The 23,266-nt window shown below is 57.3% G+C and carries 19 protein-coding genes and 1 pseudogene; 14 read left to right on the forward strand and 6 right to left on the reverse strand.

What is annotated here, in order from left to right; genetic code table 11:
- From D6851_RS14370 to D6851_RS14410, 9 genes and pseudogenes are all read left to right on the forward strand, one after another.
- Positions 1–108: pseudogene (locus D6851_RS14370) on the forward strand (IS5 family transposase); the annotation flags it as partial.
- 28 nt (positions 109–136) lie between these two features.
- Complete coding sequence (locus D6851_RS14375; RefSeq protein WP_274379061.1) at positions 137–1,336, forward strand: TonB-dependent receptor domain-containing protein; 1,200 nt, start codon at positions 137–139, stop codon at positions 1,334–1,336.
- A gap of 222 nt (positions 1,337–1,558) precedes the next feature.
- Positions 1,559–2,311 (forward strand): glutathione S-transferase family protein, encoded by a 753-nt coding sequence (locus D6851_RS14380; protein WP_120325605.1) that lies wholly within the window; start codon positions 1,559–1,561, stop codon positions 2,309–2,311.
- Between the two features lie 61 nt (positions 2,312–2,372).
- Positions 2,373–3,308 carry an SDR family NAD(P)-dependent oxidoreductase gene (locus tag D6851_RS14385; RefSeq protein ID WP_120325606.1) on the forward strand — a complete coding sequence of 312 codons (936 nt, stop codon included), beginning with the start codon at positions 2,373–2,375 and terminating at the stop codon, positions 3,306–3,308.
- Between the two features lie 191 nt (positions 3,309–3,499).
- Positions 3,500–3,970 carry a MarR family winged helix-turn-helix transcriptional regulator gene (locus tag D6851_RS14390; protein WP_210210371.1) on the forward strand — a complete coding sequence of 157 codons (471 nt, stop codon included), beginning with the start codon at positions 3,500–3,502 and terminating at the stop codon, positions 3,968–3,970.
- Positions 3,970–5,946, forward strand: coding sequence for an FUSC family protein (locus D6851_RS14395; protein ID WP_120325607.1), 1,977 nt, complete (start codon positions 3,970–3,972; stop codon positions 5,944–5,946). The genes D6851_RS14390 and D6851_RS14395 overlap by 1 nt, the downstream gene beginning before the upstream one ends.
- The gene (locus tag D6851_RS14400; protein ID WP_120325608.1) at positions 5,943–6,152 is read left to right on the forward strand and encodes a DUF1656 domain-containing protein; all 210 of its coding nucleotides are present in this window, start codon (positions 5,943–5,945) and stop codon (positions 6,150–6,152) included. Before D6851_RS14395 ends, D6851_RS14400 begins: the two co-directional genes overlap by 4 nt.
- Before the next feature lie 3 nt (positions 6,153–6,155).
- Positions 6,156–7,058, forward strand: a complete 903-nt coding sequence (locus D6851_RS14405; protein ID WP_183030115.1) for an efflux RND transporter periplasmic adaptor subunit — start codon at positions 6,156–6,158, stop codon at positions 7,056–7,058.
- Complete coding sequence (locus D6851_RS14410) at positions 7,055–8,512, forward strand: efflux transporter outer membrane subunit (protein WP_120325609.1); 1,458 nt, start codon at positions 7,055–7,057, stop codon at positions 8,510–8,512. The genes D6851_RS14405 and D6851_RS14410 overlap by 4 nt, the downstream gene beginning before the upstream one ends.
- Here D6851_RS14410 and D6851_RS14415 read toward each other — a convergent pair.
- The 6 genes from D6851_RS14415 to D6851_RS14440 all read right to left on the reverse strand — a co-directional run bounded on the left by D6851_RS14415 (position 8,503) and on the right by D6851_RS14440 (position 17,000).
- Positions 8,503–9,924, reverse strand: coding sequence for an efflux transporter outer membrane subunit (locus tag D6851_RS14415; protein WP_120325610.1), 1,422 nt, complete (start codon positions 9,922–9,924; stop codon positions 8,503–8,505). The genes D6851_RS14410 and D6851_RS14415 overlap by 10 nt on opposite strands.
- A gap of 3 nt (positions 9,925–9,927) precedes the next feature.
- Positions 9,928–11,037, reverse strand: coding sequence for an ABC transporter permease (locus D6851_RS14420; protein ID WP_120325611.1), 1,110 nt, complete (start codon positions 11,035–11,037; stop codon positions 9,928–9,930).
- Positions 11,034–12,167 (reverse strand): ABC transporter permease, encoded by a 1,134-nt coding sequence (locus D6851_RS14425; protein WP_120325612.1) that lies wholly within the window; start codon positions 12,165–12,167, stop codon positions 11,034–11,036. Before D6851_RS14425 ends, D6851_RS14420 begins: the two co-directional genes overlap by 4 nt.
- Positions 12,164–13,885, reverse strand: coding sequence for an ATP-binding cassette domain-containing protein (locus tag D6851_RS14430; RefSeq protein WP_238474123.1), 1,722 nt, complete (start codon positions 13,883–13,885; stop codon positions 12,164–12,166). The genes D6851_RS14425 and D6851_RS14430 overlap by 4 nt, the downstream gene beginning before the upstream one ends.
- A 1-nt stretch (position 13,886) precedes the next feature.
- Entirely contained in the window at positions 13,887–14,891 is a 1,005-nt protein-coding gene (locus tag D6851_RS14435; RefSeq protein WP_120325614.1) for an HlyD family secretion protein, read from the reverse strand.
- 186 nt (positions 14,892–15,077) lie between these two features.
- Positions 15,078–17,000 (reverse strand): M61 family metallopeptidase, encoded by a 1,923-nt coding sequence (locus D6851_RS14440; protein WP_120325615.1) that lies wholly within the window; start codon positions 16,998–17,000, stop codon positions 15,078–15,080.
- A gap of 279 nt (positions 17,001–17,279) precedes the next feature.
- Here D6851_RS14440 and D6851_RS14445 point away from each other — a divergent pair, with 279 nt between their 5' ends.
- From D6851_RS14445 to D6851_RS14465, 5 genes are all read left to right on the forward strand, one after another.
- Positions 17,280–18,668: an L-serine ammonia-lyase gene (locus D6851_RS14445; protein WP_120325616.1), complete on the forward strand. Its 1,389-nt coding sequence runs from the start codon at positions 17,280–17,282 to the stop codon at positions 18,666–18,668.
- Between the two features lie 114 nt (positions 18,669–18,782).
- A complete protein-coding gene (locus tag D6851_RS14450) occupies positions 18,783–19,739 on the forward strand; it encodes a helix-turn-helix domain-containing protein (protein WP_120325617.1) in 957 nt (318 codons plus the stop codon).
- A gap of 182 nt (positions 19,740–19,921) precedes the next feature.
- Positions 19,922–21,760, forward strand: coding sequence for a PEP-utilizing enzyme (locus D6851_RS14455; protein WP_120325683.1), 1,839 nt, complete (start codon positions 19,922–19,924; stop codon positions 21,758–21,760).
- On the forward strand, positions 21,753–22,805 hold the full coding sequence (locus D6851_RS14460) for a PEP/pyruvate-binding domain-containing protein (protein ID WP_238474124.1): 1,053 nt from the start codon (positions 21,753–21,755) through the stop codon (positions 22,803–22,805). The genes D6851_RS14455 and D6851_RS14460 overlap by 8 nt, the downstream gene beginning before the upstream one ends.
- Entirely contained in the window at positions 22,802–23,266 is a 465-nt protein-coding gene (locus tag D6851_RS14465) for an acetyl-CoA carboxylase biotin carboxyl carrier protein (protein WP_120325618.1), read from the forward strand. Before D6851_RS14460 ends, D6851_RS14465 begins: the two co-directional genes overlap by 4 nt.

Genomic DNA, 23,266 nt, shown 5'->3' on the forward strand with positions numbered 1-23,266 from the left:
TTCGGCAGGATCAAGGACTGGAGGCGCGTCGCAACCCGCTACGACCGTTGCGCCCACACCTTCATGTCCGCCATCTGCATCGCCGCTACCGTTTGCTACTGGCTGTGATCAATGAGTCCTGAGCCTAGATCTCGAAATCGGCGGACGTATTTCCGATTATAACACCACCGGTACCAGCTATACTTACAAGCTGCTTGCCGACTGGCAGGTCACGGACTGGCTGCGTCTTCGCGGCGGATATAATCGCGCCGAACGCGCGCCGAACACGGCAGAGCTCTATCTCGCCCCCGAACAGACCTTTGCTGTCGCGCCTGGTGGCGATGTCTGCTCGCGGGCGAACCAGCTCCCCTATTCAGCCAATCCTGGAGCCAACCCCAATGCCGCCCAGGTCGAAGCCCTGTGCCGGACGCTTATGGAGCGCTCGGGCAACCCCAATGCGGATGAGCAGTTCTATGACAATACCGTGCAACCTGCCGGGCCGGAATTCGTCTTCCCCACTTTGTCGGGCAATGCAGAACTAAAACCGGAAAAAGCCGATACCTGGACGCTGGGTGCCGTCATAGACTCACCATTCCGGTCTGCTGCGCTCAGCCGAATGCGGTTGTCGATCGATTATTATAACATCAAGGTGAAAGATGCGATCGGAGCGCAATCGGTCGATATTGCGCAGCGCCAGTGCTTCGATGCGGCCTTCAATCCCAATTACGATGCGGATTCGCCTTTCTGTGCCGGTATCGGGCGCAATCCGGTGGGAACGCTAGGCAATGTGATCACCACTTTCCTTAATAATGGCCGTTTCCAGACATCGGGGCTCGATATTCAGCTCGACTGGGCCGTCGACGCCGGGCCGGGCACGATCACGCTGAATTCGGTTTTCAATTATCTGATCGACATGAAATCCTCCGAATTGCCCAATCTTCCGGCAGTGGATTATGTTGGCACGCTCGGCCCTTCTAATAACGGCCTCAATGGCGGAGCCTATGAATGGAAGCTGTTCACCACGCTGGGCTATAATATCGGCCCGGCCAGCATCGCTCTGCAATGGCAGCACCTGCCGAGCGTGGACGATGAATCCGCAGCCAGTAATCCCAACACCACAATCACCGGTGCACCGAGCTACGATCTGTTCAATCTGAACGGGAGCTATGCGATTACAGATAAAGCGTCGATCCGCTTCGGGGTGGACAATCTGTTCAATAAGGAACCACCGCTGACAGGGGTGAACACAAACCCCACACTCGGCAATCTGGCCGGCGGGACTTATACGCCGAACAATGTCGGCTATTACGACCTGATCGGACGCCGCTTCTATGTCGGTGCGAACTTCAAGTTCTGATTGCCCTGACCGGATCGTTCACGGCCTCTCCCCACGCGGGAGAGGCCTTTTTTATCGGCGGCCGGACCGCTTACCCTGCCCGCCGGATCGCGCACGCTTTTTCTGGACAAAGTCATTTTCAGTCCACACAGTCCGATCCGAGAGGAATCGTGAGATACGTACTGTTATGGTGAAGCCGGGCCACCGGCATGAGCAATACGGTTTTGATGGGAGAGATACGGAATGGCTCAAGACAATATCATCTCTCTGCTCGACCTTCAGGTTCAGAGCGGATGCACGATCAGCCCCTATGTGTGGCGCATAAAATATGCGCTGAAACATAAGGGTTTCGATATAGATATTATTCCCAATGGGTTCACCGGAATTGCAGAGATCACCGATGGCTATTCGGATCGCGTCCCGGTTATCAAGGATGATGGAACATGGATCAAAGACAGCTGGCTGATCGCTGATTATCTCGACGAGAAATATCCTGACCGGCCTATGCTTTATGAAGGGCAAAGTCAGAAATTGCTGACCAAGTTCATCGATGGATGGATGTGGCAGACGATTATTTCGCCCTGGTTCCGGTGCTATATCAAGGATTATTACGATCATTCACTCGAACGCGACAAACCCTATGTCCGCGAAAGCCGGGAACGGACGTTTTTGGGCGGCCGGACAATCGAGGAAGTGGCTGAAGGACGCGAGGAACGTCTGCCTGAAGTCATTCCTCTCCTGCAACCCTTGCGTAATCTGCTGAGTGAATCGAAATGGCTGGGCGGCGACCAGCCCAAGCATGTCGATTATTGCGTGTTGAGCACCTTCTTATGGTGCGGTTCGATCTGCACTATCCCGCCACTGCATGACGACGAACCCCTGCGCGACTGGATCGAACGCGGGCTTGACCTGTTCGACGGTCTGGGCCGCCATCCCGGTATGCATCCGCTCTTCGGTCTGCCCGGTAAGACACCGCAGCCCCGTATGCCTGGCTGAACTACTCGCGCGCAGCCATGCGAGCGAACGATAATCGAACAGAGCAAGCGGAGAGGATGACATGATCAATGTAAACGGGAAAACCGCCTTCATAACCGGCGGGGCAAGCGGCATGGGGCTCGGCATGGCAAAAGCCTTTGCTGCAGCGGGCATGAAAGTGGTGATTGCCGATATCCGGCAGGAAGCGCTCGATGAAGCAATGGAGGAATTCGCCAATACCAATCTCGCCGTTTATCCGGTCAGGCTCGATGTGACGGATCGCGATGGCTGGGTCAAAGCAGTCGAGGAAGCCGAACAGCAATATGGCAATCTCCATGTGCTGGCGCTCAATGCCGGGGTCGGTATTACCGGGCCTATGTCCGAAGCGACCTATAAGGACTGGGACTTCAACATTCAGGTCAATCTGTACGGCGTGGTAAACGGTCTTGTGACCGTCCTTCCCCGAATGAAAGCGCATGGTGAGGAATGCCATGTCGTCGCCACAAGTTCGACCGGCGGTTTCTCCGCTGTAGGTTCGGCCGGGCTTTATTGCACGGCTAAATTCGCTGTCGCGGGTATGATGGAATCTCTTGCCACAGAACTCGATGGCAGCCCCATCGGAGTGTCCTGCTTTTTCCCCGGCCCGGTCACCACCAATCTCGGCATCTCGACCGGCGCAACCCGGCCCGACCATCTGCGCAATGAGGATAATACGGCAAAAAGCGGGACAAAAAGTGATGCCCCTAAAGCGCCCCCGCCTTTCGATACATCCGTCTTCATGTCGAAGGAAGAAGTCGGCAAACGCGTGCTGCGCGGTATTCAGCGGGGCGATCTGTTCATCATGACTCACCCTGAATTTACCGCAGGCATCAAAGCCCGGAACGACGCATTGCTGCGCGCGCAACCAGTTGAACCACGTAATGAAGAGCGCGCCGATGTCGTCGCCAAATTCGGCACGCTGCTGTATAATCCGATCTATGACAAACAGGATGTGCTGGATGGCCCTCCACTGACCTGACCGGTTTTCAGCCTTAAAGCGCCGCAAATTCTGCGGACTTCGCGGCGTTTCCTTTCTCTGATGACGCATTCACGGCAGGGGCTGCACAGCCCCTGATTTCTTGTGTTCGAAAGGATTTCTATCTGCACGAACAGTTTCGTTTTTTGAAAAACTATTGACAAAGCAACGATTGCTAAAGCATTAGCGCGGCCATGCCCGACAATGCCCCTGCCCCCTCGCCGCAAACCCTGTTTGCTCTGACCAATTCCCTGCAGCCGGTTCGTCGGGCCTGGATTCAGGTGGCGCGCGTAACGGTGGAATCGATGAACCTGTCTGTTCCGGTGGGCACTGCCGTTTTGATGACCTATCGTTACGGTCCCGATATCACGCAAAAGGATCTGGCCTTTGCCGTAGGAGTCAATTCGGGAGCACTGGTTCGCACGCTGGATCAGGCAGAGAATGCCCAGCTGCTTGAAAGAGCGGATTCGCCAACAGATCGCCGGTCGAAGATCGTCAACCTTCTCCCGGAAGGCCGGAAAGTCGCGCTGGAAATCGAAAAGCGGCTGCAGGCTGTCCGGCAAGATTTGTTCGATGGTATTCCCGAAGAGGATATCAAAGTCGCAACTCGCGTATTGCGCGCGCTTGAGGAAAGAGTCGTCACGCGTCTCGGGGCCCAGGACTGATGACCCCACCCATCTTTCATCACCGGCGCTGGCTATTCGCCTTCAAGACTTTCGCCGCCGCGATGATTGCTTATACCGTGGCGGTTCATATTGGCCTGTCCCAGCCATACTGGGCCATTGTCACAGCCGTAGTCGTTATGGACCCGTTCACCGGAGCTATTCGTTCCAAAGCGGTTTACCGGTTTGTCGGCACAGTTGCGGCAGGCATTATCGGTCTTACCCTTGCGGGCCTGTTTGCCAATACCTCACTGCTTCTGATTATCAGCACAGGCATCGTTTCCGCTGTTCTGTTCGGCATCGGCTGGATGGACCGGTCACCGCGCGCTTATGGATTCCGGCTCTGCGGGCTCACTCTGATTATCGTCATCGTCCCCGAAATCTCCCATCCCGATGCGATGTTCAGTCACGCCATTGCCCGTGTCTGTGAAATCGGCCTGGGCATCATCGCCTGCAGCATGGTGGACAGTATCGTTGCGCCTCGCTCGATCCGGGACTCGACCGAAGACAAGCTGCGCAAAATGGTGTCGGACGGATTGGAATGGTTCGACGATGTATTGCATAATCCGGAAGGCAGCTCCGTCTCCTCTCAGGATCGTATGCGGATGATCGGCGAAGCCACCGATTTATCCATGCTTGGCGCATCTTTGCGATACGATCCCACCGTTCCACGCCGTGACCGCAAAATCGCCTTCGCCATTCAACAGCGTCTGTTACGTCTCATTCCGCTGGTTTCTGCCGTGGAGGACAGGCTGAGCAATCTCGATTCCGACCATATCGATCACTTGCGCCCCTATCTGGAAGAGGCCTGCCGCTTGCTGGCCAACGGTCAGTATCCGCCCGCCAACTTTATGGCCACTGCGATCCGGGATCTCGAACCCGAAGATGTCACCTGGGCTTTCATGACGGAGCGCAATATTGCCCGCATTATCACAGAAACGCTTATCCGTGCTGCCGAGCTCAAAGCCCTGCAATCTGCTCTGGGCACAACACGGAACCTTTCTCCCGAACTGGAACAGGAAGTCAGCAAAACCAGACAATTTCCTTTACTACCCGATATTCACACGGCCTGGGGCGTGGGAGTATCGGTTCTGCTGACTTATGGCGCACTCGCTCTGATATGGTATCTGACAGCCTGGCCTCAGGCTGCGACTGCGATCCTGATCGGTTGCGTATCGCTCGCTTTTATGGGGGGGCTCGATCAGGCCGGTATGGCGATTATCAGCTTTGCCACCACGGCTCTTCTATCCGCTGTTCTGGGGGGCATTCTCTATTTTGGGCTGCTGCCGATGGCCACGGAATATGGCGCATTTCTGCTCGCTATGGCGCTGTTCATCATGCCTCTTGCGGCCTGGGCCATCAGCAATCGCGGAGCGATACTTATCATCGCCATGGCCCTGAGTGTGCTTCAGTTGCAGGGCAGTTATATCCAGATCGGTTTCGACACCTATTTCGAGGGTTCTTTTGCATCCTTTGTGGGGCTGTTTACCGCCTATTATTCGGTCGTTCTTCTGCGCCAGCTCGGGGCACATCATGTTGTTACCCGTTTCACACGTCAGTTCCGCAGAGATATCGCGTCTCTTACACGCCATGCGAGTCAGCATGATCGCGATCTTTATGTCGCCCGCGCTATCGACCGGATAGGTGCCCTGACATCGCGCATGACCGCTATCGATAGCGAGAAGGAAAGCGCTCTGCTGATGACCCGTCTGCGGGCGGGTGCGAATATCGCCGATCTGCGCTTTGCCATTGACCGCTATTCGGGGGAGATCCGCAACAAAGTCGAACAGATTTTCGACCACATAAGGGGGGAGATCAACGATACTACCGCCTCTCCGGAATTGCTCTCCCGCATAGACCAGGCGCTTACCGCCGCTGTCTACGGACCGGCAAGTAAGGACCCCCATGTCATGCGCGGCCTGATCGGTCTGCGCTTCGCCCTTTTCAGAACCAGCCCGCCATGGAGGCCTGTATCATGACCGGTGAAATAGACATTGCCGGGCTGCTGATATCGCCCTTGCTGCTCTGCATGCTGCTGGCTTTTTGCGCCCGGCTCGCAATTTCACGGCTGCTCGATGCCGTGGGGGCCTATCGCTTCATCTGGCAGCGCCCGCTTTTCGATCTCTCGCTATTCTTTCTTCTTCTCTGGCTGATGTTTCAGGCCTTCCAGACATTCGCAGGATAAGCCATGACCCTGACCAAGCAACATATTTTCCGTAGCCTGCGGATGATTGCGACGCTCATTTTTGCAATACTGGCTGCGCTCGTCCTGTGGCATTTCTACACCTATTATACCTATTCACCGCAAACCCGCGACGGGAAGATCCGGGCCGATGTCATTGCCCTGGCATCGGATGTTTCGGGCCGGATCGATTCCGTCGCTGTGGCCGATAATCAGGTGGTCAGCAAAGGGGACCTGCTGTTCACCGTGGACAAAGCACGGCTGCAAAATGCGTTACAAAGCGCCAATGCAGCGGTTGCAACCGCACGCGCCACGCTGGCTTCGGCAGAACGCGAAGCGCGCCGCTATGCCGCACTCGACGGGGTTGTCTCCGCGCAGGACCGGGACTTACGGCGGACCGCAGCGCAGGAAGCGCGTGCGCAGCTCGAAAGCGCCATTGCAAGCCGCGATCTGGCGCAGATCAATCTCGACCGGGCCGAAGTGCGCTCGCCCGTCAATGGCATCGTCACCAATTTCCAGCTTCGCCCCGGTGCCTATGCCACGGCGGGGCAGCCGGTCATGGCACTGGTCGACCGGGACAGCTATTATGTCGCGGGCTATTTCGAGGAAACCAAGCTCAGCCATATCCGCCCCGGCACGCATGCATCGATCAAGCTGATGGGCGAAGATGAGGAACTGACCGGACATGTCGAAGGGCTGTCCGCCGGGGTTGAAGACAGTGAACGCGGAACCGGTGCGGATTCCATGCTCGCCGATGTCAATCCGACCTTCAACTGGGTACGCCTTGCCCAGCGTGTACCGGTGCGCATCGCCATCGACACGGTGCCCAAGGATGTGATGCTGGTTGCCGGCCGCACGGCCTCGGTAACACTGATCGACGACACCGACGAACAGGAACAGCAATCATGAACTTGCCCAAAGCCCGCATCCTGTGCGTTCCGGCTATGCTGGCGCTGTCCGCCGGTTGCACGACCGTTGGCCCGGACTATGTCACTCCGCCGGCCCCCGCAGGCATAGAAGAACAGCCATCCACCGATTTCGAAGCGGTAAAAGAGACGCCGCAGGTCAGCGCCGAACCGTTACCCGATCGCTGGTGGGAACTTTACAACGATCCCGCGCTCGATGCGCTGGTGCAAGCCGCTCTTACGGCCAACACCGATCTGCGCGAAGCGGCGGCCAATCTGGAACGCGCCCGCGCCACGACCAGCGAAGCGCGCGCTGCTGCTGATGTGCAGACCAGTGTTTCGGGTCAGGCGGCTGTGGGGGAAACCTCCAATTACGGGCTTGGCAATCCCAACGGCGTGCATGACACATTCAGCCTGGGGGGCGATATTTCCTATGAAGTCGATGTCGTAGGCCGCATTCGCCGTTCGATAGAAGCAGCCACGGCCAGCGAAGAAGCGCAGCTTGCCGCTTACGATCTCGCCCGCATAACCATCGTTGCGCATGTGGTGGGGGCGTATACCGATGCCTGCACTGCAGGCGCCTCGCTCGCCGTCGCACGACATTCGGCGGATGTGCAGCGCCAGTCGCTGGCGCTTACGCAGCGCGGTGTGGAAGGCGGCCTGTTTCCGCGTATCGACCTTGTCCGTTCGCGCGGCCTCCTGTCACAGGTCGAAGCGAGTTTGCCGGGCTATGAAGCGCAGCGCAGGCTCGCGCTTTACCGGCTGGCCGTGCTGACCGGCAAAGCGCCGCAAGATTTCCCGGCGCAGCTTGCCACCTGCCACACTATTCCTTCACCGGACCGCCCCATTCCGGCGGGCGATGGCACGGCTCTTATCCGCCGGCGCCCCGATATCCGTCAGGCCGAAAGGCAGCTTCATGCCGCCACCGCACAGATCGGCATTGAAACGGCAGCGCTTTATCCCACGGTATCGCTCGGCGCTTCGGCCGGAACCACGTCGCGAACGATTGACGGGCTGGTCAGCGATTCCGCGGTTCATTTCAGCCTCGGCCCGCTCATTTCATGGACTTTTCCCAATACGAAAGTTGCCCGCGCGCGGATTGCGCAGGCGCAGGCTTCGGCCAAGGCTGCACTGGCCCGCTTTGACGGAACCGTTCTGACATCCTTGCAGGAAACCGAAAGCGCGCTCACCCAATATGCCCGCGATCTCGAAGAAAATGCAGCGCTGCGCCGCGCCCAGCAGGACAGTGCCGAAGCGCTGACCCTGCAAACGCGCATGGCGCGCAATGGCGTATCTTCCGGCCTCGACCTTCTCGATGCGCAGCGCAGCCTCGTTTCCGCCGATCAGTCTCTGGCTGCGTCGAATGCCAAACTGGCGGGCGACCGGGTGACGATCTTCCTGGCCCTCGGTGGCGGCTGGGAGCATGGAGAAGAGGAAACCTCTTCCGCTCAGGACTGAGGCGGGGTGTCTTCCTCACTCCATCCGCCCCCCAGCGCTTTGACCAGCGCAGCATGGGCCTGCAAAGCCTGCATACGGGCATCACTGGCGGCGCGGGCTGTCTGGTTGCGCCGGACGATGGCCTGCATCCATTGCACGCGCGAATCCTCACCTGCGCTATAGCGCTGTTGTGCCAGCCTGAAAGATGTCTCGGCCTGCACGCTTGCCGCTGTGCGTTCCTGCGCGGCAGCAACGGCTGCGTTATAGCGGTTGAGAGCCGTTTCACTGTCGGACAAAGCCCCCAGCACCGCTTTTTCATATTGTGCTGCCGCACCGTCCGCCCGCGCATCGGCAGCCCGGATCTGTGCCCGGATGCGCCCGCCGGAGAAAATCGGCCAGCTTAAAGACGGGCCGATCTGGAAGCGGGTACTGCCTCCCGAAGTCAGATCGTCCACCGAACGCGCCTGCTGCCCGATAGAACCGAGCAATGAGAATTTGGGAAATAATTCGGCTGTCGCCACGCCCACTTCGGCCGTCGCTGCGGCGAGCTGGCTTTCCGCAGCCATCACATCGGGGCGGCGGCGCAGAATATCGGCACGCAAACCCGGCGATATCGTGCCCGGCACCTGTGGCAGGGGAGCGGGTTCGGAAAGGGCTTGTGTCACAGCTTCGGGCGGTTGCCCGGTCAGTAAGGCCAGTGCATTGATGGCAGCGGTTATGCGCGCCTGTGCTCCCGGTATCTGCGCCTGAGCCGATCGGGCGGAAGCCTGCGCATCGGCATCGCCCGACCGTGCGATTTCACCCATCGCATAGCTTTGATGCAGAAGATCGGCCAGTGTCGTATAGCTTTGCGCATCTTCGGTCAGACTGGCCTTGTCTGCCTGCGCCCCGCGTAATTCGGCATAAGCGCGCTCCACTTCGGCCACCACTCTCAGCCGTACGTCCTGCTTTTCGGCTGCAGCAGCACGCAACCTCGCCCGCGCCGCTTCCACTTCGCGCTGCTGCCCACCCCACAAATCGACTTCCCAGGAAGCATCGAAACCGGCATCGAACAGCGAAAATTCACGATCGAACCCGGGAAAGAGATTAACCGGAAGCTGCCCGTTTTCGGATAGCTGCTGGCGCGTTGCCGATCCGCTCACCTGCGCTTCGGGAAGTCGCCCGCCAACTGCCACATCGAGCCCGGCCCGCGCTTCACGCAGCCGCGCATCGGCAGCTTTGAGATCGAGATTGGCTGCTACTGCCTGTTCTACCAGATCGACCAGCAGCGGGTCCCCCAGATTGCGCCAGGGTTCGAGATTGACCGGACCATCCGCCGCAGGGTTCGTCCAGTGGCCCGTTTCACCGGCGACAGACGGCCGCTCATAATCCGGGCCGACAGTGCAGGCCGCCAGCAGCGGAACCAGCATATATGGCAAGATACGCAAACGCATTCTCTACTCCATCCGCGAGCGGAACAGGGCCGATGCCGCCAGCAAGGTTGCAGCGGCGATGACGGCCAGAGGCCAGCTATTGGCGAATATCTGGGCGGGTGTCATGGCTTTGAGGAAAGTCCCTTCGCAAATAGCCAGAAACCATCGCGGAGGATTGATCCATGTGACGATCTGCAACCAATGCGGCATATTATCGACCGGGCTTGCATAACCCGACAGAATGACCATCGGCACAACCACGGAAAACATTCCCAGAAAGGCCTGTTGCTGCGTGGCCGAGACAGTCGATATCAACATACCGATACCGGTCAGTGCAACGAGATAAAGCAGTAAAGCGATATAGAAAAGCGGGAGGGATCCGGTCAGTGGAATACCGAAAGCCAGTGGCAGCAAGAACACGAATAATGTCGCATTGGCGAGACCGACCAGAATGGGCGGCAGCATCTTGCCGATCAGGATTTCATGCACGCGAAGCGGCGAAACCATCAACTGATCGAAAGTGCCGAGTTCTTTTTCGCGCGCGACCGATTGCGACACCACCGCCATGGCGGAAATGGCGGCAATCACGGCAATCAGCGCCGGCATGACGAACCAGCGGTAGGTGAGATTGGGGTTGAACCAGTGCCGCTCCACCGTTGCTCCGCCCTGCCCGGCACGCTGGCGCGGTATGGTCATGGCCCCGACATCGGCCGCAATACGGTTCATATAGCTCGACACGATCTGCGCTGCATTGGACCGGCGCCCGTCATAGATCGCTCCGATCACCGCCCCGCGCCTTGTTTCCACATTAGCGGAAAATTGCGGGTCGAAACGCAGAGCGGCAATCACATCCTGCCGGTTTATCGCCTCACGCATTTCGCCATCCGAATGGAACGAGACGACTTCGCGCACATTCGGGCTGCCTTCGAGCCGGGCGATGACCTCATGACTCCAGCGACCGCCATCGAGATCCAGCACACCCACTTTGAAATTGTCGACTTCCATCGTTGAAGCAAAGCCGAACAGGAAGATCTGGATCACCGGGGGTGCAATCAGAATGATCCGCGCCCGCGGGTCTCGTAAAACAGCGAGAATTTCCTTGACGATAATGGCGACAAGCCGCGGCCCGATCATGCGATCCTCCGATGGGTCGACCACACGCAGAGCAGGAAAAGCACCGCACCAAATCCCAGCAGGATACCCATTAATGGCAGGAACAGACCCCAGTCGTCACCCGCAATAAAGACCGTCTGCAATTGCGGGATCATATACCTCGCGGGAACGAGGTAGGTCAGCGCCTGAACGAATTTGGGCATGGAAGAAATTTCGAAGATAAAACCCGAAAGCAGCATGGTCGGCAGGAACGTCGTGAGCAGAGCGACCTGACTGGCGACGAACTGGTTCTTCATCGCTGCCGAAATCAGCAGCCCCTGCCCCAGCGCGGGGACCAGATAGACCGAAGAGATTGCCAGCAAAGCCAATACCGAACCGCGGAAAGGCACCTGAAACAATGTCACCGCCAGGATCGTACACAAGGCCATGGAAATAAGGCCGAGCAGGAAATAGGGAATGACCTTGGTCATCAGAAATTCGCCCATGCCGATCGGCGTAGCCATCAGCGCTTCCATCGTGCCGCGTTCCCATTCCCGGGCCACCACCAGTGCCGTCAGCAGCGATCCGATCATCGTCATCACCACCGCAATCGAACCGGGCACAAGGAAATTGCGACTCTCCAGTTCGGGATTGAACCAGAAACGGGCATTCACCGAAACGGGCGCGACCAGCGCTTTCCCGTCATCTCTGGCCTGCGCCGCCATCCAGCTTGCCCGCAAGCCCTCCGCATAGGCCGAAATAAAGGTGGCGGTATTGGGCAGCGATCCGTCTGTGATGATCTGAATTCTGCCGCCGCCCTTTTCATGCTCCCGCCCGAATTGCTGCGGGATAACGATAATGGCATGAATATCGCCTGCCACCAGATCGGGTTCCAGTTCCTGCACCGTCCCGACCGCGCGAATATCGAAATAGCGCGAATGCTGAAATGTCGCTGCGAGCGAGCGGGCCGCCCGGCTGTCATCGCGCAAAGCCATGCCTACCCGTGTCTGTGCCGCATCGAGATTGACGCCATACCCCATCAGAAACAGCAGCATGACCGGGAGCAAAAAGGCGATCAGAATAGTCGAAGGGTCGCGGACGATCTGGCGCGATTCTTTCACCAGCATTGCCCGGAAACGGCGCAGACGGACGGTGCTGGCTGCCTCGCTCATGCCGCCGCTTCCTTGTCTTCGGTTTCACGCGCTTCGATAATGGCGATGAATGCGTCTTCCATCGTGCCATCGGGAATGCCGGCCTGCTCCTTCAGTTCATCGGGGGTGCCCGTAGCGATCTGTTCGGACCGGTAGATAAGCGCAATCCGGTCGCAATATTCGGCCTCTTCCATAAAATGGGTAGTGACGAGCACCGAGACGCCCTTCTCGACCAGTCCGTTAATATGCGTCCAGAATTCACGCCGCACGATGGGGTCCACGCCCGAAGTCGGTTCGTCGAGAAACAGGACCGGCGGTTGATGCAACACCGCACAGGCCAGCGCGAGGCGCTGCTTGTAGCCGAGAGGCAATCCGCCGCTATTGCTGGAAGTGTAGCGTTCCAGATGAAATATGGAGAGCGCCCGCTCGATCGCTTCGCGCGCATCGCCACCCGAAAGGCCATAGGCTCCGGCGAAGAAGTTGAGATTCTGTTTCACCGAAAGGTCGCCATAGAGCGAGAATTTCTGCGCCATATAGCCAAGCGACTGCCGCGCATCGGCTCGTGCATGGCGCAGATCGTTGCCCGCCACAGCGCCATTGCCTTCGCTCGGGCTCAGCAATCCGCACAGCATCTTGAAGGTGGTGGATTTACCCGCACCGTTCGGGCCCAGCAATCCGAAAACCTGACCGCGCGGAACAGAGAAGGTAACATTATGAGCGGCTGTGAAATCACCGAAATGCTTGGTCAACCCATCGGCTTCGATCGCCGGCTTACCGGTATCGGGAATGGCGCGATAATCTTGCGCCAGTTGCGACGTACCGCCCGGCCCGCCGCCGAGCACATCGATAAAGGCATCCTCGAAACGCGGTGTGGCAGGCATCAGCTTATCGCCATTGTCATCGCCCAGTTCGGCAGCGCTCGGCAATTCGGCATTGTCCGCCAGCATCAAACGGATGGAACCGCCCTGCACCGCACCGTCGGTGATCGCATCGTGATCGAGCGCCTGCCGGAGAATAGCCCGGCGGCGATCTTCAGGCACATCCATGCGATAAATTCGGTTTTCGGCACGGGCGGTCATTTCCTCCGGAGGACCGGCATGCAGCAATTTACCATCATTCAGCAGGAAAACTGTGTCGCATTTCTCCGCTTCGTCGAGATAGGCGGTGGACCAGAGCACGCCGATACCTTCCCCGGCCAGCTGCTGAACCATGGACCATAATTCACGCCGCGACACCGGATCGACCCCGACACCCGGCTCATCGAGAAGCAGAAGCATCGGTTCACGCACCAGCGCACAGGCAAGCCCCAGCTTCTGTTTCATCCCGCCCGACAGATTGCCGGCCAGACGCTGCTGGAAACGCTCCAGATCGGTAAAATCGAGCAGCATGGCGAAGCGCTCATTCCACTCGTCGCGCGGCAAGGCACGAAGATCGGCATAGAGGCGCAAATTCTCCCCCACCGTCAGATCTTCATAGAGGCCGAAACGCTGCGGCATGTAACCGATCAGGCTGCGATCCATTTCGTCGGGCGGCTGCCCTTTGACGCTTATCTGGCCCTCTTCAACGCTTATCAGGCCCCCCAAGGCTCTTATCAGCGTCGTCTTGCCTGCCCCGTCCGGACCGACCAGCCCGGTCATCTGCCCGGCTTCGATCCGAATATCGACACCATCGAGCGCCGGAGGTCCAGCGTCCGCGAAGCGCTTGACCACGCCCGTTGCAGTGGCGACAGTCTCGCTCACGTCAGTTCTGCGCCTTCGGTCGTGCCCCCGGAACATGCACGGTCACCGGCTGCCCCTGTCGCAAGGCATCGTCGGGCTGATCCACCAGAATACGCACGCGATAGACCAGATCGGTGCGCAAATCCTCGGTTTGCACCGTCTTGGGTGTAAATTCCGCAGTAGGTGAAATCTGGCTGATCCGGCCTTGATAAACCTTGTCATTGCCATCGGCCCGTACGGTAACTTTCATATCGGGCGAAATGCGCGACAAATCTTCTGCACCGACATAAGCGCGCAACCGCATCGGACGATCGATTGTCAGCGTCAACACGGTTTCACCAGGTTGTACAATGGCCCCCGGTTCGCGGGCTCTTGTAAGAACCGTACCGGAATTGGGTGTAATCAGCTTGGCATCGTCAAGATTAGTCTGTGCCTGATTGCGCTGTGCCCGGGCGGCTTCGACCTCTGCAACAGAGGCTGCCCGGTCTTCCTTCCGTGCCCCTTCCCGCGCCAGCGACAGGGCCTGTCTCGCAGCCTTCACTTGCGCCTGCGCCGTCTGATATTGCGCTGTTGTAGCATCGAAAACCTGCTGACTGACAGCGCCGGTTTTTACCAGTTCGCTGCGTCGGTCATAATCTTCCTTCGCTCGATCAAGGGATGCGCGTGCTTCTTCAAGCTGTGCCTGCGTCTGACGAATTTCCTGCGGCCGGCTTCCTGCCTGAATCTTGGCATTCTGTGCTTTAGCCACAGCAAGCTGGGCGCTGGCTGCATCCAGCGCATCCTGCAAAGGCCGCTCATCCAGCCGCGCCACCACAGTTCGCGCATTGACCGGCTCGCCTTCTTCCGGAGCAATTTCGGCGATGCGTCCACCAACCCGAAACGCGAGATCGACCTGACGGATATCTACATTGCCGTAAAGCGTCAGCCCGTCTTCATCATAATCGAGCAGACCAAAGCCCCGCGTAAACAAGGCGACGAGCACCAACAGAATAATGCCACCACCGATAAATGCGCGCCGAAGGTTCATATTTTTCCCTCACTGTTCTGGCCGGCGCGGGTTTAACGCTTTTTATGACCTTTTTACTATACCCTGATGTAAGTTTCTTGGAATTTGCGGGTCGGCATTGGAGTCCAACACACAAGAAGGCCCTGAAAACCTTTTCATTTCAGCGCCTTCCATGAAGAACCTTACACTCTTTAAAAGTTCACCAGTCTATTTGAGCGGTGCCAGAAGATCATCCAGTCGTGCAGGTGTCCCCTTCACCCTTTCGAGATGAGGATAAAGCTGGCCACCATGATAGGCTATTTCTACATTCCAGACACGTCCGGTACGTTTGACAGTGAGATGAATCGGCTCGTCGCTTTCAGCGCTGCGGTCGAGTGCTTTCTTCATCGCATCCGAACTGTATTCCCGCCCGTCGACGCCGACAATTGTCACGCCCGGTGTGAGCTTGGCATCGAAAGCGGGGCTGCCCCAATAGACCTGTGACACCTCCCCGCCATTACTGATGGCGAGCCCAAGAGAATAGCTGAAATCAGCCATTTTATAATTGCTCTGCCGAGCCTTGATATAAGAATTGGGCGTATCGTTGAATGTCAGCTTGTACCCGCCTTCAGTAATCCAGTCGAGCGGCGCGTGAGGTGCAATATCGTCTATGCGGTGTTTGAGAAAGCTGTCCCAATCATAGGGATATATTGTGTTTAATGCTGCCACCACATCCTCGCGGCGATAAGTATTCAGGCTCCAGTCGCCATCCTTGCCGCCGAAGAAAAGCCGGGCAAAATCATCGAGCGATTTCTTGCCCCTGGTGTTTTTCCGGATAAGCATATCCGCATCGAGCCAGGTCAGCATTCCCTCGATATAATAATCCTCTGAACGCTGCCAGCTCGGCCATGGCGCAGGACGGCGATGCGCCATGATCGGGTCGTTAGTGGTATCGATTACCGGGCGCCAGTTGCGTCCGGCCTTGCGATCATAACTGGCAGCCGTCGTGGCCAGCATATCCAGTGCATCCTGCTTGCTCACCAGGCCTGAACGAGCGGCCAGAATATTACCCCAGAACTGGGTCTGTCCTTCATAGACCCAAAGAAGCGAATCCTGCATCGGTTCATGATAATCCGGCGTAGCCAGATCCTCGCCACGACGATATTTGCCATTCCAGCTATGCACGAATTCATGCGGCAAAAGATAGCGATCAAGCAGTCGCTTGTCCCAATCGGTGAAATAATCGGGTGAAACACCGTCTTCGCTCGAACGATGATGTTCGAGGCCGATCCCGCCAAGAAAGTCGCTCATCGACACAAGAAAGTCATAATGATCGAAATGGCGCACCCCGAACAGTTTAAGGCTTTGCGTCACCAGATCGCGATGCAGATCGAGTTGCTCCTCGGTTGCTTTGAGATTGTCGGCCTCATCCCCGAAAAGGTCCAGATAGACATCGGAGCCCAGATCGACCTGCCGGTAATGGCTACCTGCAACCAGAGGAGAATCCACCAGTGTTTCATAGGAAACCGGCTTGAAATGGATCCGGTCCGGTGCCGAACCTTCCATCGGTTCCAGAGCTGAAGCCTGCTGCCAGCCCTGCGGCAGGCGCAGCGAGGGATAGACCTGAATATCGCGCACCGGATGTCCTGCGGGATAAAGCGATACTTCATGCCAGCCCATGCTGAGCATTTCCGGGGCGACCGTTACACGCCCCTGATCGGCCTCCAGCGGCGCCAGATAAACGAATTTGGCCGTAAGTGCACTCACCCCGTCCGGCACATCGACCAAAATGGAAAAAACATCCAGCGGATCACGTTTCCAGGACAATGTTTGCCCGTTAGCGCTGAATTCAAAGCCCGTGAGATTGGCAATCTTTCCGGAAGAAGAATGCTTGCCGGGCAACCATTCCGGATAGCGCAGGCGCAAAATGCCGGGCTGCACAACCGGCACGGTTTCGGTCACATGAAACAGCCCCCGCTGGACATCTCTTGCATCGACATCGATCCGCAAAGGACTGTTTTCAGTTACCTTTGCCTGCACCGAGGCAGTTTGTGCAGCGACCGGAGGCGCAACGGAAAAAGGGGACAAGGCGAAACCGCATACAGAAACAAGCAGAAAAACAGGCGAATAACCAAAAGTCGATCGGGTCATGAAGCACTCTGTTGAAAGAACGAAACAGGCAAAAATAGCAGGAAACTGCCGATATTTCCGCTTAGGCCACCGGATCAGGTGTGAAAAGGGTAGAATATTATTTTCCGGTTATAGCGAATTGCTCCATATCTGCTCGTAGAATTGTGCATCCAGATTTCGCAGAATATCTGGCACAAATCGGCCCTGTTCCGGCAGTAAACCGGTTTCCAGCCGGAGCACCCCGGTCTATGAACTTTCTGCAAGATCGCATCAGCATAAGGTGCGAAGGAAAAGGACGATATGACCAAGCAGCAAGCCTCTGCCGATGCGACCACGATACTCGATCTCTTTACGATCGGCCTCGGTCCATCGAGTTCGCATACGGTAGGGCCGATGCGCGCTGCACGCATGTTCATGGACTCCCTGCCGCAATGCCCTAAACGTGTACAATGCGACCTGTATGGCTCACTTGCCCTGACAGGCCACGGACACGCAACCGATTCCGCCATCTTGCTGGGACTATCAGGCTATCGTCCGCAAACTGTCGATCCGGAAGCGATCGCCCCAATTCTTGCCTCCATAAGGGAAGACGGGAAACTGCATAAAGACGGGCAACGGGCTGCAGGGCCGACTTTCTATGAAGAGGGAGACCTTCTTTTCCATAAGGATGAATTCCTCCCGGAACATGCCAATGGCATGCGCTTTACAGCCTGGTTCGAGGGAACGGCGGATACGGTCGGCAGAGCCTATTATTCGATTGGCGGAGGCTCAGTCCTGTCGGAAGAGGAAGGAACTAACGATGCTGCGCTGGGGCATAATCTCGTCCCACCCCACCCATTTTCTTCAGCCGAAGAACTCCTCGCAATGGGTGAGGAAACAGGACTCTGCATCGCGACCATCATCTTGAAAAATGAGGAAATATGGCGCCCTCAGGAAAAGACCGAGGCTTTTCTCGATAAGGTATGCGATGCCATGACCGCGTCAATCGAACGCGGCCTGAAACAGGAAGGTTTCCTGCCGGGGGGATTGAAAGTCCGCCGGCGGGCGAAATCTATTCACACCCGCTTGCGGAGCCAGAAAGACACTTTCGGACCAGCTCATACATTTGAATGGGTGAGCCTTTTCGCGCTTGCCGTGAATGAGGAAAATGCCGCCGGCGGGCGGGTTGTGACAGCCCCCACGAATGGAGCGGCGGGTGTCATTCCGGCCGTTCTGCACTATTATCGTCGCTTCGTGCCAGGCGCGGATCGTGATGGTGAACATACACTTTTGCTGACCGCTGCTGCCATCGGTTTTCTCTACAAAAAGCGGGCTTCTATTTCAGCCGCAGAAATGGGCTGTCAGGGCGAAGTCGGCGTAGCCTGTTCGATGGCAGCAGCGGGCCTGGCGGCAGCACTGGGCGGCACCAACCAGCAGATCGAGAACGCCGCAGAAATCGGTATGGAACACAATCTCGGCCTCACCTGCGACCCGATTGGCGGACTGGTCCAGATTCCCTGTATAGAACGCAATACAATGGGCGCAGTGAAAGCCATCAATGCCGCTTATCTCGCCCTTCAGGGCGATGGCCGCCACATTGTCAGCCTTGATGCCGTAATCGAAACCATGCGCCAGACCGGCGTCGATATGAGCAACCATTACAAGGAAACCAGTCTCGGCGGGCTGGCTGTCAATGTCGTCGAGTGCTGATCGACATTCCTTTTCATATATCTTTTCAAACTTAACCGGCCCTCCTTAAGCAGCCCTGTTGCCCAACGCCTTCCATTTCGGTAGCTTGCAAATTAAAGCAGGTGGAAGAACTGCATGGAGAGGATACAGGAAGATAGCAGTTGGAGCTCGATTGGGCTGACCGATAATGACGCCATTCGGCAGTGGCGCGACTGGGCCGCTGCAACCATCGCACCGGTCGATGTCTGCGTGTTCGATCGGGCTCATTTTGCCGCGCAATGGACCAGTCACGGTTTAGGTCAGCTGCGCATGCTTCACCTTCATGCCCCGGCGCAACGTGTCGTGCATTGTGGCGATGAGGGTGGTCGGAAACGTGTCGATCCTTCCATTCAGCTTATCTATGCCCGCCAGGGTGCGATAGAAACACGCATGAACGGGCGCAAATTCACCCTTAAGCCGGGCGAATTTGTTCTGCTCGACAATACGCGTTTCTACCGGATGGAAATGCAGACCCCGCATGAAGTGGCCGATCTGATGATGCCAATCGGTTGGCTGGACCGACATTTGTCCGATCCCGGCCTTTTACTAGGGCGTCCCATTTCGGTGAAGCATGGCTGGGGCGCGCCTTTGGGTTCGCTGCTCGAAACCGTTATGGACAATATGAAGCACAGCCCGCTTCCCCGCCCCATGATTGCTGAACAGATCGGGTCGCTTCTGGCCCTTGCCACCGGTTCGGGCGCACCGCGTGCGGGAAGTCATCGCAGCTATCTTGTCCGTGAAGTGCTCAGCCGGATTGAGCGCGATTATGCCGATCCCGATTTTCATTGTGAGGGGCTGGCAAACGAGCTCGGCATATCGAAACGAAGCCTGCAGGCTGTGCTGGCGAGCCAAGGCACCAGCTTTGTCCAGGAACTCAATGCAACACGGCTCGAACGCGCGGCTGAACTGCTCACCGATCCTCGCCTGTTCTGCTTACCGATAGGAGAACTGGCGTTTCGCTGCGGCTTTCTCGACTCCAGCTATTTTACCCGCCAATTCCGCAAGCGCTTCGGCATCACACCCAGTCGCTGGCGGAAAAACCGGGCGTCCTGATCCCTTATCGATTGCTGCCCACCGGAGCGTTACATTCTGCGCGATTGTCCTGCTTCTTCTGCGCAGGAGTCCTTTGAGGTACTTCGCCCTCCCGATATTCTGCCTGCTCAATGGAGAGATGCTGCGGTCGGCGCAGGATGTCGCAAAGGCACCGCACCGGCCCTGCCGAAAGGACACGGTTTATGGCTGGCGACGCAAAGAGCTTTCCGCTCCCCAGCTCGGTCAGGAAAGTACCGGGTACGGAACGGGCGCAGGAGGCTCTGCCCTACTACACGCAATTCACCCCTGAAGACGACGACCGCTTCTGGTTCTACAATTCGATGCATTTTCCCGAACCGATGCACCATTTCGATCTGGTGACAGCAGAAGCGGCCTATTGTGCTCTGGGTGCATTCAACACACGCGTTCATGTCTTGCCGACCACCAAAGGAATCGATCACCGGGTTATAAACGGGCGCGTCTATATTGGTGGCGTTCCCGTTACCGATCCGAACGAAATTGCGATGCGTCAGGAGAAATTCCAGGCCCGCGCCTTCTATTATTATGAGAACTGGGAAGAGCTGTACGCCCAGTGGAAAGACAAGATGAAGGCGTTGATTGCCGATGCGCAGGCGCTGCCCAGACCGGTATTGCCCGAATGGGAACCGATCAAGACGACACATACCGGCAAGGGTGTCGCCTCGAACCATGCGCTGCTCGATATTTATCGCAAGCAGCTCGAAGGCTATTTCCGTATGTGGCATCACCATTTCGAGTTCTTGCTGCTCGGCTACGGTGCCTATCTGACCTTTTTCGATTTCTGCAAAAGAGCTTTCCCTGAAATATCCGATCAGGCGATCAGCCGTATGGTTGCCGGAATGGAAGCGGAGATTTTCAAACCCGACGAAGAGGTCAAACGTCTTGCCCGCCGCGCCGTGGAGCTGGGTGTAGATCAGCATTTCCACGATGATATGGTTATCGAGGATGTCTTGGGCACACTGGACCAGCTGGGCGAGAACGGACGCGAATGGCTGAGCGAACTCGAAGTCAGCCGCAATCCCTGGTTCAATGTGAATGTGGGGGACGGGTTCTATCATTATCACCGTTCGTGGAACGACGATCTGTCCATGCCTTTCGCCGCTTTGCCCGGCTATATCGAGAAAGTCAGGGCAGGCGAGACGATAGAACGGCCGATGGACCGTCTGGTTGAGGAGCGTGATCAGCTCGTTGCCGATTATCGCGAGCTACTGGACAACGATGAAGACAAGGCAACTTACGATCAGCTGATTCACCTCGCCCATCGCGTGTTCCCTTATGTGGAGGGACACAAGTTTTATTGCGAGCACTGGTACACCAATCTGTTCTTCAACAAAATCCGCGAATTCGGTGCGCTTCTGGCCGAACACGGTTTCTTCGAACAGGAAGAAGATGTCTTTCACCTTACACATTATGAGCTGGAAAGCGCGATTATCGATCTGATGCTGGCATGGTCATCAGGTTCTGAACCGCTCGGTCCCAAACGCTGGCCTGCCATCGTCCAAGACCGCAAACAGGCTATCGATTTATGGGCTCGAAACACTGTCCCACCTGCGCTCGGTATGGTTCCCGATGTGATCGACGATCCCGCCATTGTGATGCTCTGGGGGATCACCCGTGACAATCTCGATAGCTGGCTGGATACGGGCGAACAGAATCAAAAGGAATTAAAAGGCTTTGCCGCCTGCTCGGGAATTGTCGAAGGCACTGCAAGAGTCGTCAGATCGGTCAAGGAAATCGGGCGGCTGGAACAGGGTGATATTCTCGTCTGTCAGGTCACCAACCCGACCTGGGCTCCTATCTTTCAGAAAATCTCGGCCGCTGTCTCCGATATTGGCGGCTCTATGAGCCATATGGCGATTGTGGCACGCGAATATGACCTGCCTGCCGTTGTCGGCACAGGTTCAGCCACCAGCCGGATACAGGACGGCCAGCGTATTCGGGTCGATGGCGGCCGGGGTCTCGTCACCATTCTCGATGAAGAGGAGCTACTCGAAAATGCCTGATCTCATCGATAGACCTGTAGCCTGGTTTGCAGATATCGGCCTTGCCGACCGCCCCGCCGTTGGCGGCAAAGGCGGCAGTCTCGGAGAGCTGACACAAGCCGGTATCCCGGTTCCTCCTGGCTTCGTCGTGACCACCCATGGTTTCGAACTGTTTCTTGAGGCTATGGAGCATCATCGGCCGGTCCGCGGGCTAGTGGCCGATCTCGCTCCCGACGATCTCGATACAATCCGCTCTGTATCGCAGGAGTTGCGCCACCGGGTCGAACAGGAACCGCTGCCAGCCACCGTGCGAAAAGCAGTGGAAGAGGCTTACGCACGGCTTGGTTCAGGGGACGAAGCCGTCGCTGTCAGAAGCTCAGCTACCACGGAAGATGCTGATGATGCCAGTTTCGCCGGTTTGCAGGACACGTTTCTCTGGGTGATGAATACAGAAGAAATGTTTGCCCGTTTACGCGAATGCTGGGGAAGCCTCTATTCGGTCGAAAGCATCGCTTATCGCCGCAAACACAGTCTGCCGGAAGATAACGTTGCCATGGCCGTGGTGGTTCAGCAGATGGTCGATGCGCGTTCCGCAGGCGTTATGTTCACGCGCAGCCCAACCAGCGGCGACAAATCGGTTATCACCATCGAAGGGGCTTGGGGGCTTGGTTCCTCGGTAGTGTCCGGCGAAGTTACACCCGACCGCTGGGTGATCGGCAAGATCACCGGCGATATCGCCACGCGCGATATTTCCGATAAACATGCCATGCAAATTCAGGCCGAAGGCGGTGGCATTCGGGAAGTCGAACTTGAAGCAAAGCAACGCACCACCCCATGCCTGAACGATGAGGAACTGCTTGCCCTGCGAGATATCGGCCGCAGGGTAGAGCGGCATTATGGCAAGCCTCAGGATATTGAGTGGGCCATTAGCCAGAGCGGGCAAATTCTGTTGCTGCAAAGCCGCCCCGAAACTGTCTGGGCAATGCGCGATGCTACAAAACCGGTCAAACCACCGGAAAGCAATCCGCTCAAACATGTGATGACGATTTTCGGAGGGACGCAATGAGTCTCAACGGCAAGGATGTCGAGGAGATCATGACTCTGCTCGAAGCTTCGCATTTCGACCGCCTCATACTCGAAATGGACGGTCTCAAACTCGAACTGGCCCGCGATGGAAGCAAGGTGCGAAGTTCTCTTCCCGTACCGGTATCCTCTACATCGACCGCGCCTTCTCCCGCTCCCACGCCTCCCGTTTCATCGGCCGGTCGGGGAAGCGAGGATGGGCTGGTCGAAGTCAGAAGTCCGTTGCTCGGCGTTTTCTATCGGGCGCCGAAACCCGGCGAGCCGCCTTTCATCGAAGTGGGTGACCGTGTTGAAGAAGAGACGGTGATCGGCATTATCGAAGTGATGAAGCTGATGAATTCCGCCCGCGCGGGCGTGAGCGGCGAAGTGGTCGAGATTGTCGGCACCAATGGTGAAATGGTCGAACATGGCGAAGTGCTTGTGCTGGTCAGGCCCGGTGGCTGA

Source organism: Altericroceibacterium spongiae (assembly GCF_003610805.1).
Classification (GTDB): Bacteria; Pseudomonadota; Alphaproteobacteria; order Sphingomonadales; family Sphingomonadaceae; genus Altericroceibacterium; species Altericroceibacterium spongiae.

Coding starts and splice junctions, on each gene's coding strand:
- D6851_RS14380 (WP_120325605.1), top strand. CDS start 1,559: ATGGCTCAAGACAATATCATCTCTCTGCTCGACCTTCAGGTTCAGAGC.
- D6851_RS14385 (WP_120325606.1), top strand. CDS start 2,373: ATGATCAATGTAAACGGGAAAACCGCCTTCATAACCGGCGGGGCAAGC.
- D6851_RS14390 (WP_210210371.1), top strand. CDS start 3,500: ATGCCCGACAATGCCCCTGCCCCCTCGCCGCAAACCCTGTTTGCTCTG.
- D6851_RS14395 (WP_120325607.1), top strand. CDS start 3,970: ATGACCCCACCCATCTTTCATCACCGGCGCTGGCTATTCGCCTTCAAG.
- D6851_RS14400 (WP_120325608.1), top strand. CDS start 5,943: ATGACCGGTGAAATAGACATTGCCGGGCTGCTGATATCGCCCTTGCTG.
- D6851_RS14405 (WP_183030115.1), top strand. CDS start 6,156: ATGACCCTGACCAAGCAACATATTTTCCGTAGCCTGCGGATGATTGCG.
- D6851_RS14410 (WP_120325609.1), top strand. CDS start 7,055: ATGAACTTGCCCAAAGCCCGCATCCTGTGCGTTCCGGCTATGCTGGCG.
- D6851_RS14415 (WP_120325610.1), bottom strand. CDS start 9,924: ATGCGTTTGCGTATCTTGCCATATATGCTGGTTCCGCTGCTGGCGGCC.
- D6851_RS14420 (WP_120325611.1), bottom strand. CDS start 11,037: ATGATCGGGCCGCGGCTTGTCGCCATTATCGTCAAGGAAATTCTCGCT.
- D6851_RS14425 (WP_120325612.1), bottom strand. CDS start 12,167: ATGAGCGAGGCAGCCAGCACCGTCCGTCTGCGCCGTTTCCGGGCAATG.
- D6851_RS14435 (WP_120325614.1), bottom strand. CDS start 14,891: ATGAACCTTCGGCGCGCATTTATCGGTGGTGGCATTATTCTGTTGGTG.
- D6851_RS14440 (WP_120325615.1), bottom strand. CDS start 17,000: ATGACCCGATCGACTTTTGGTTATTCGCCTGTTTTTCTGCTTGTTTCT.
- D6851_RS14445 (WP_120325616.1), top strand. CDS start 17,280: ATGACCAAGCAGCAAGCCTCTGCCGATGCGACCACGATACTCGATCTC.
- D6851_RS14450 (WP_120325617.1), top strand. CDS start 18,783: ATGGAGAGGATACAGGAAGATAGCAGTTGGAGCTCGATTGGGCTGACC.
- D6851_RS14455 (WP_120325683.1), top strand. CDS start 19,922: ATGGCTGGCGACGCAAAGAGCTTTCCGCTCCCCAGCTCGGTCAGGAAA.
- D6851_RS14460 (WP_238474124.1), top strand. CDS start 21,753: ATGCCTGATCTCATCGATAGACCTGTAGCCTGGTTTGCAGATATCGGC.
- D6851_RS14465 (WP_120325618.1), top strand. CDS start 22,802: ATGAGTCTCAACGGCAAGGATGTCGAGGAGATCATGACTCTGCTCGAA.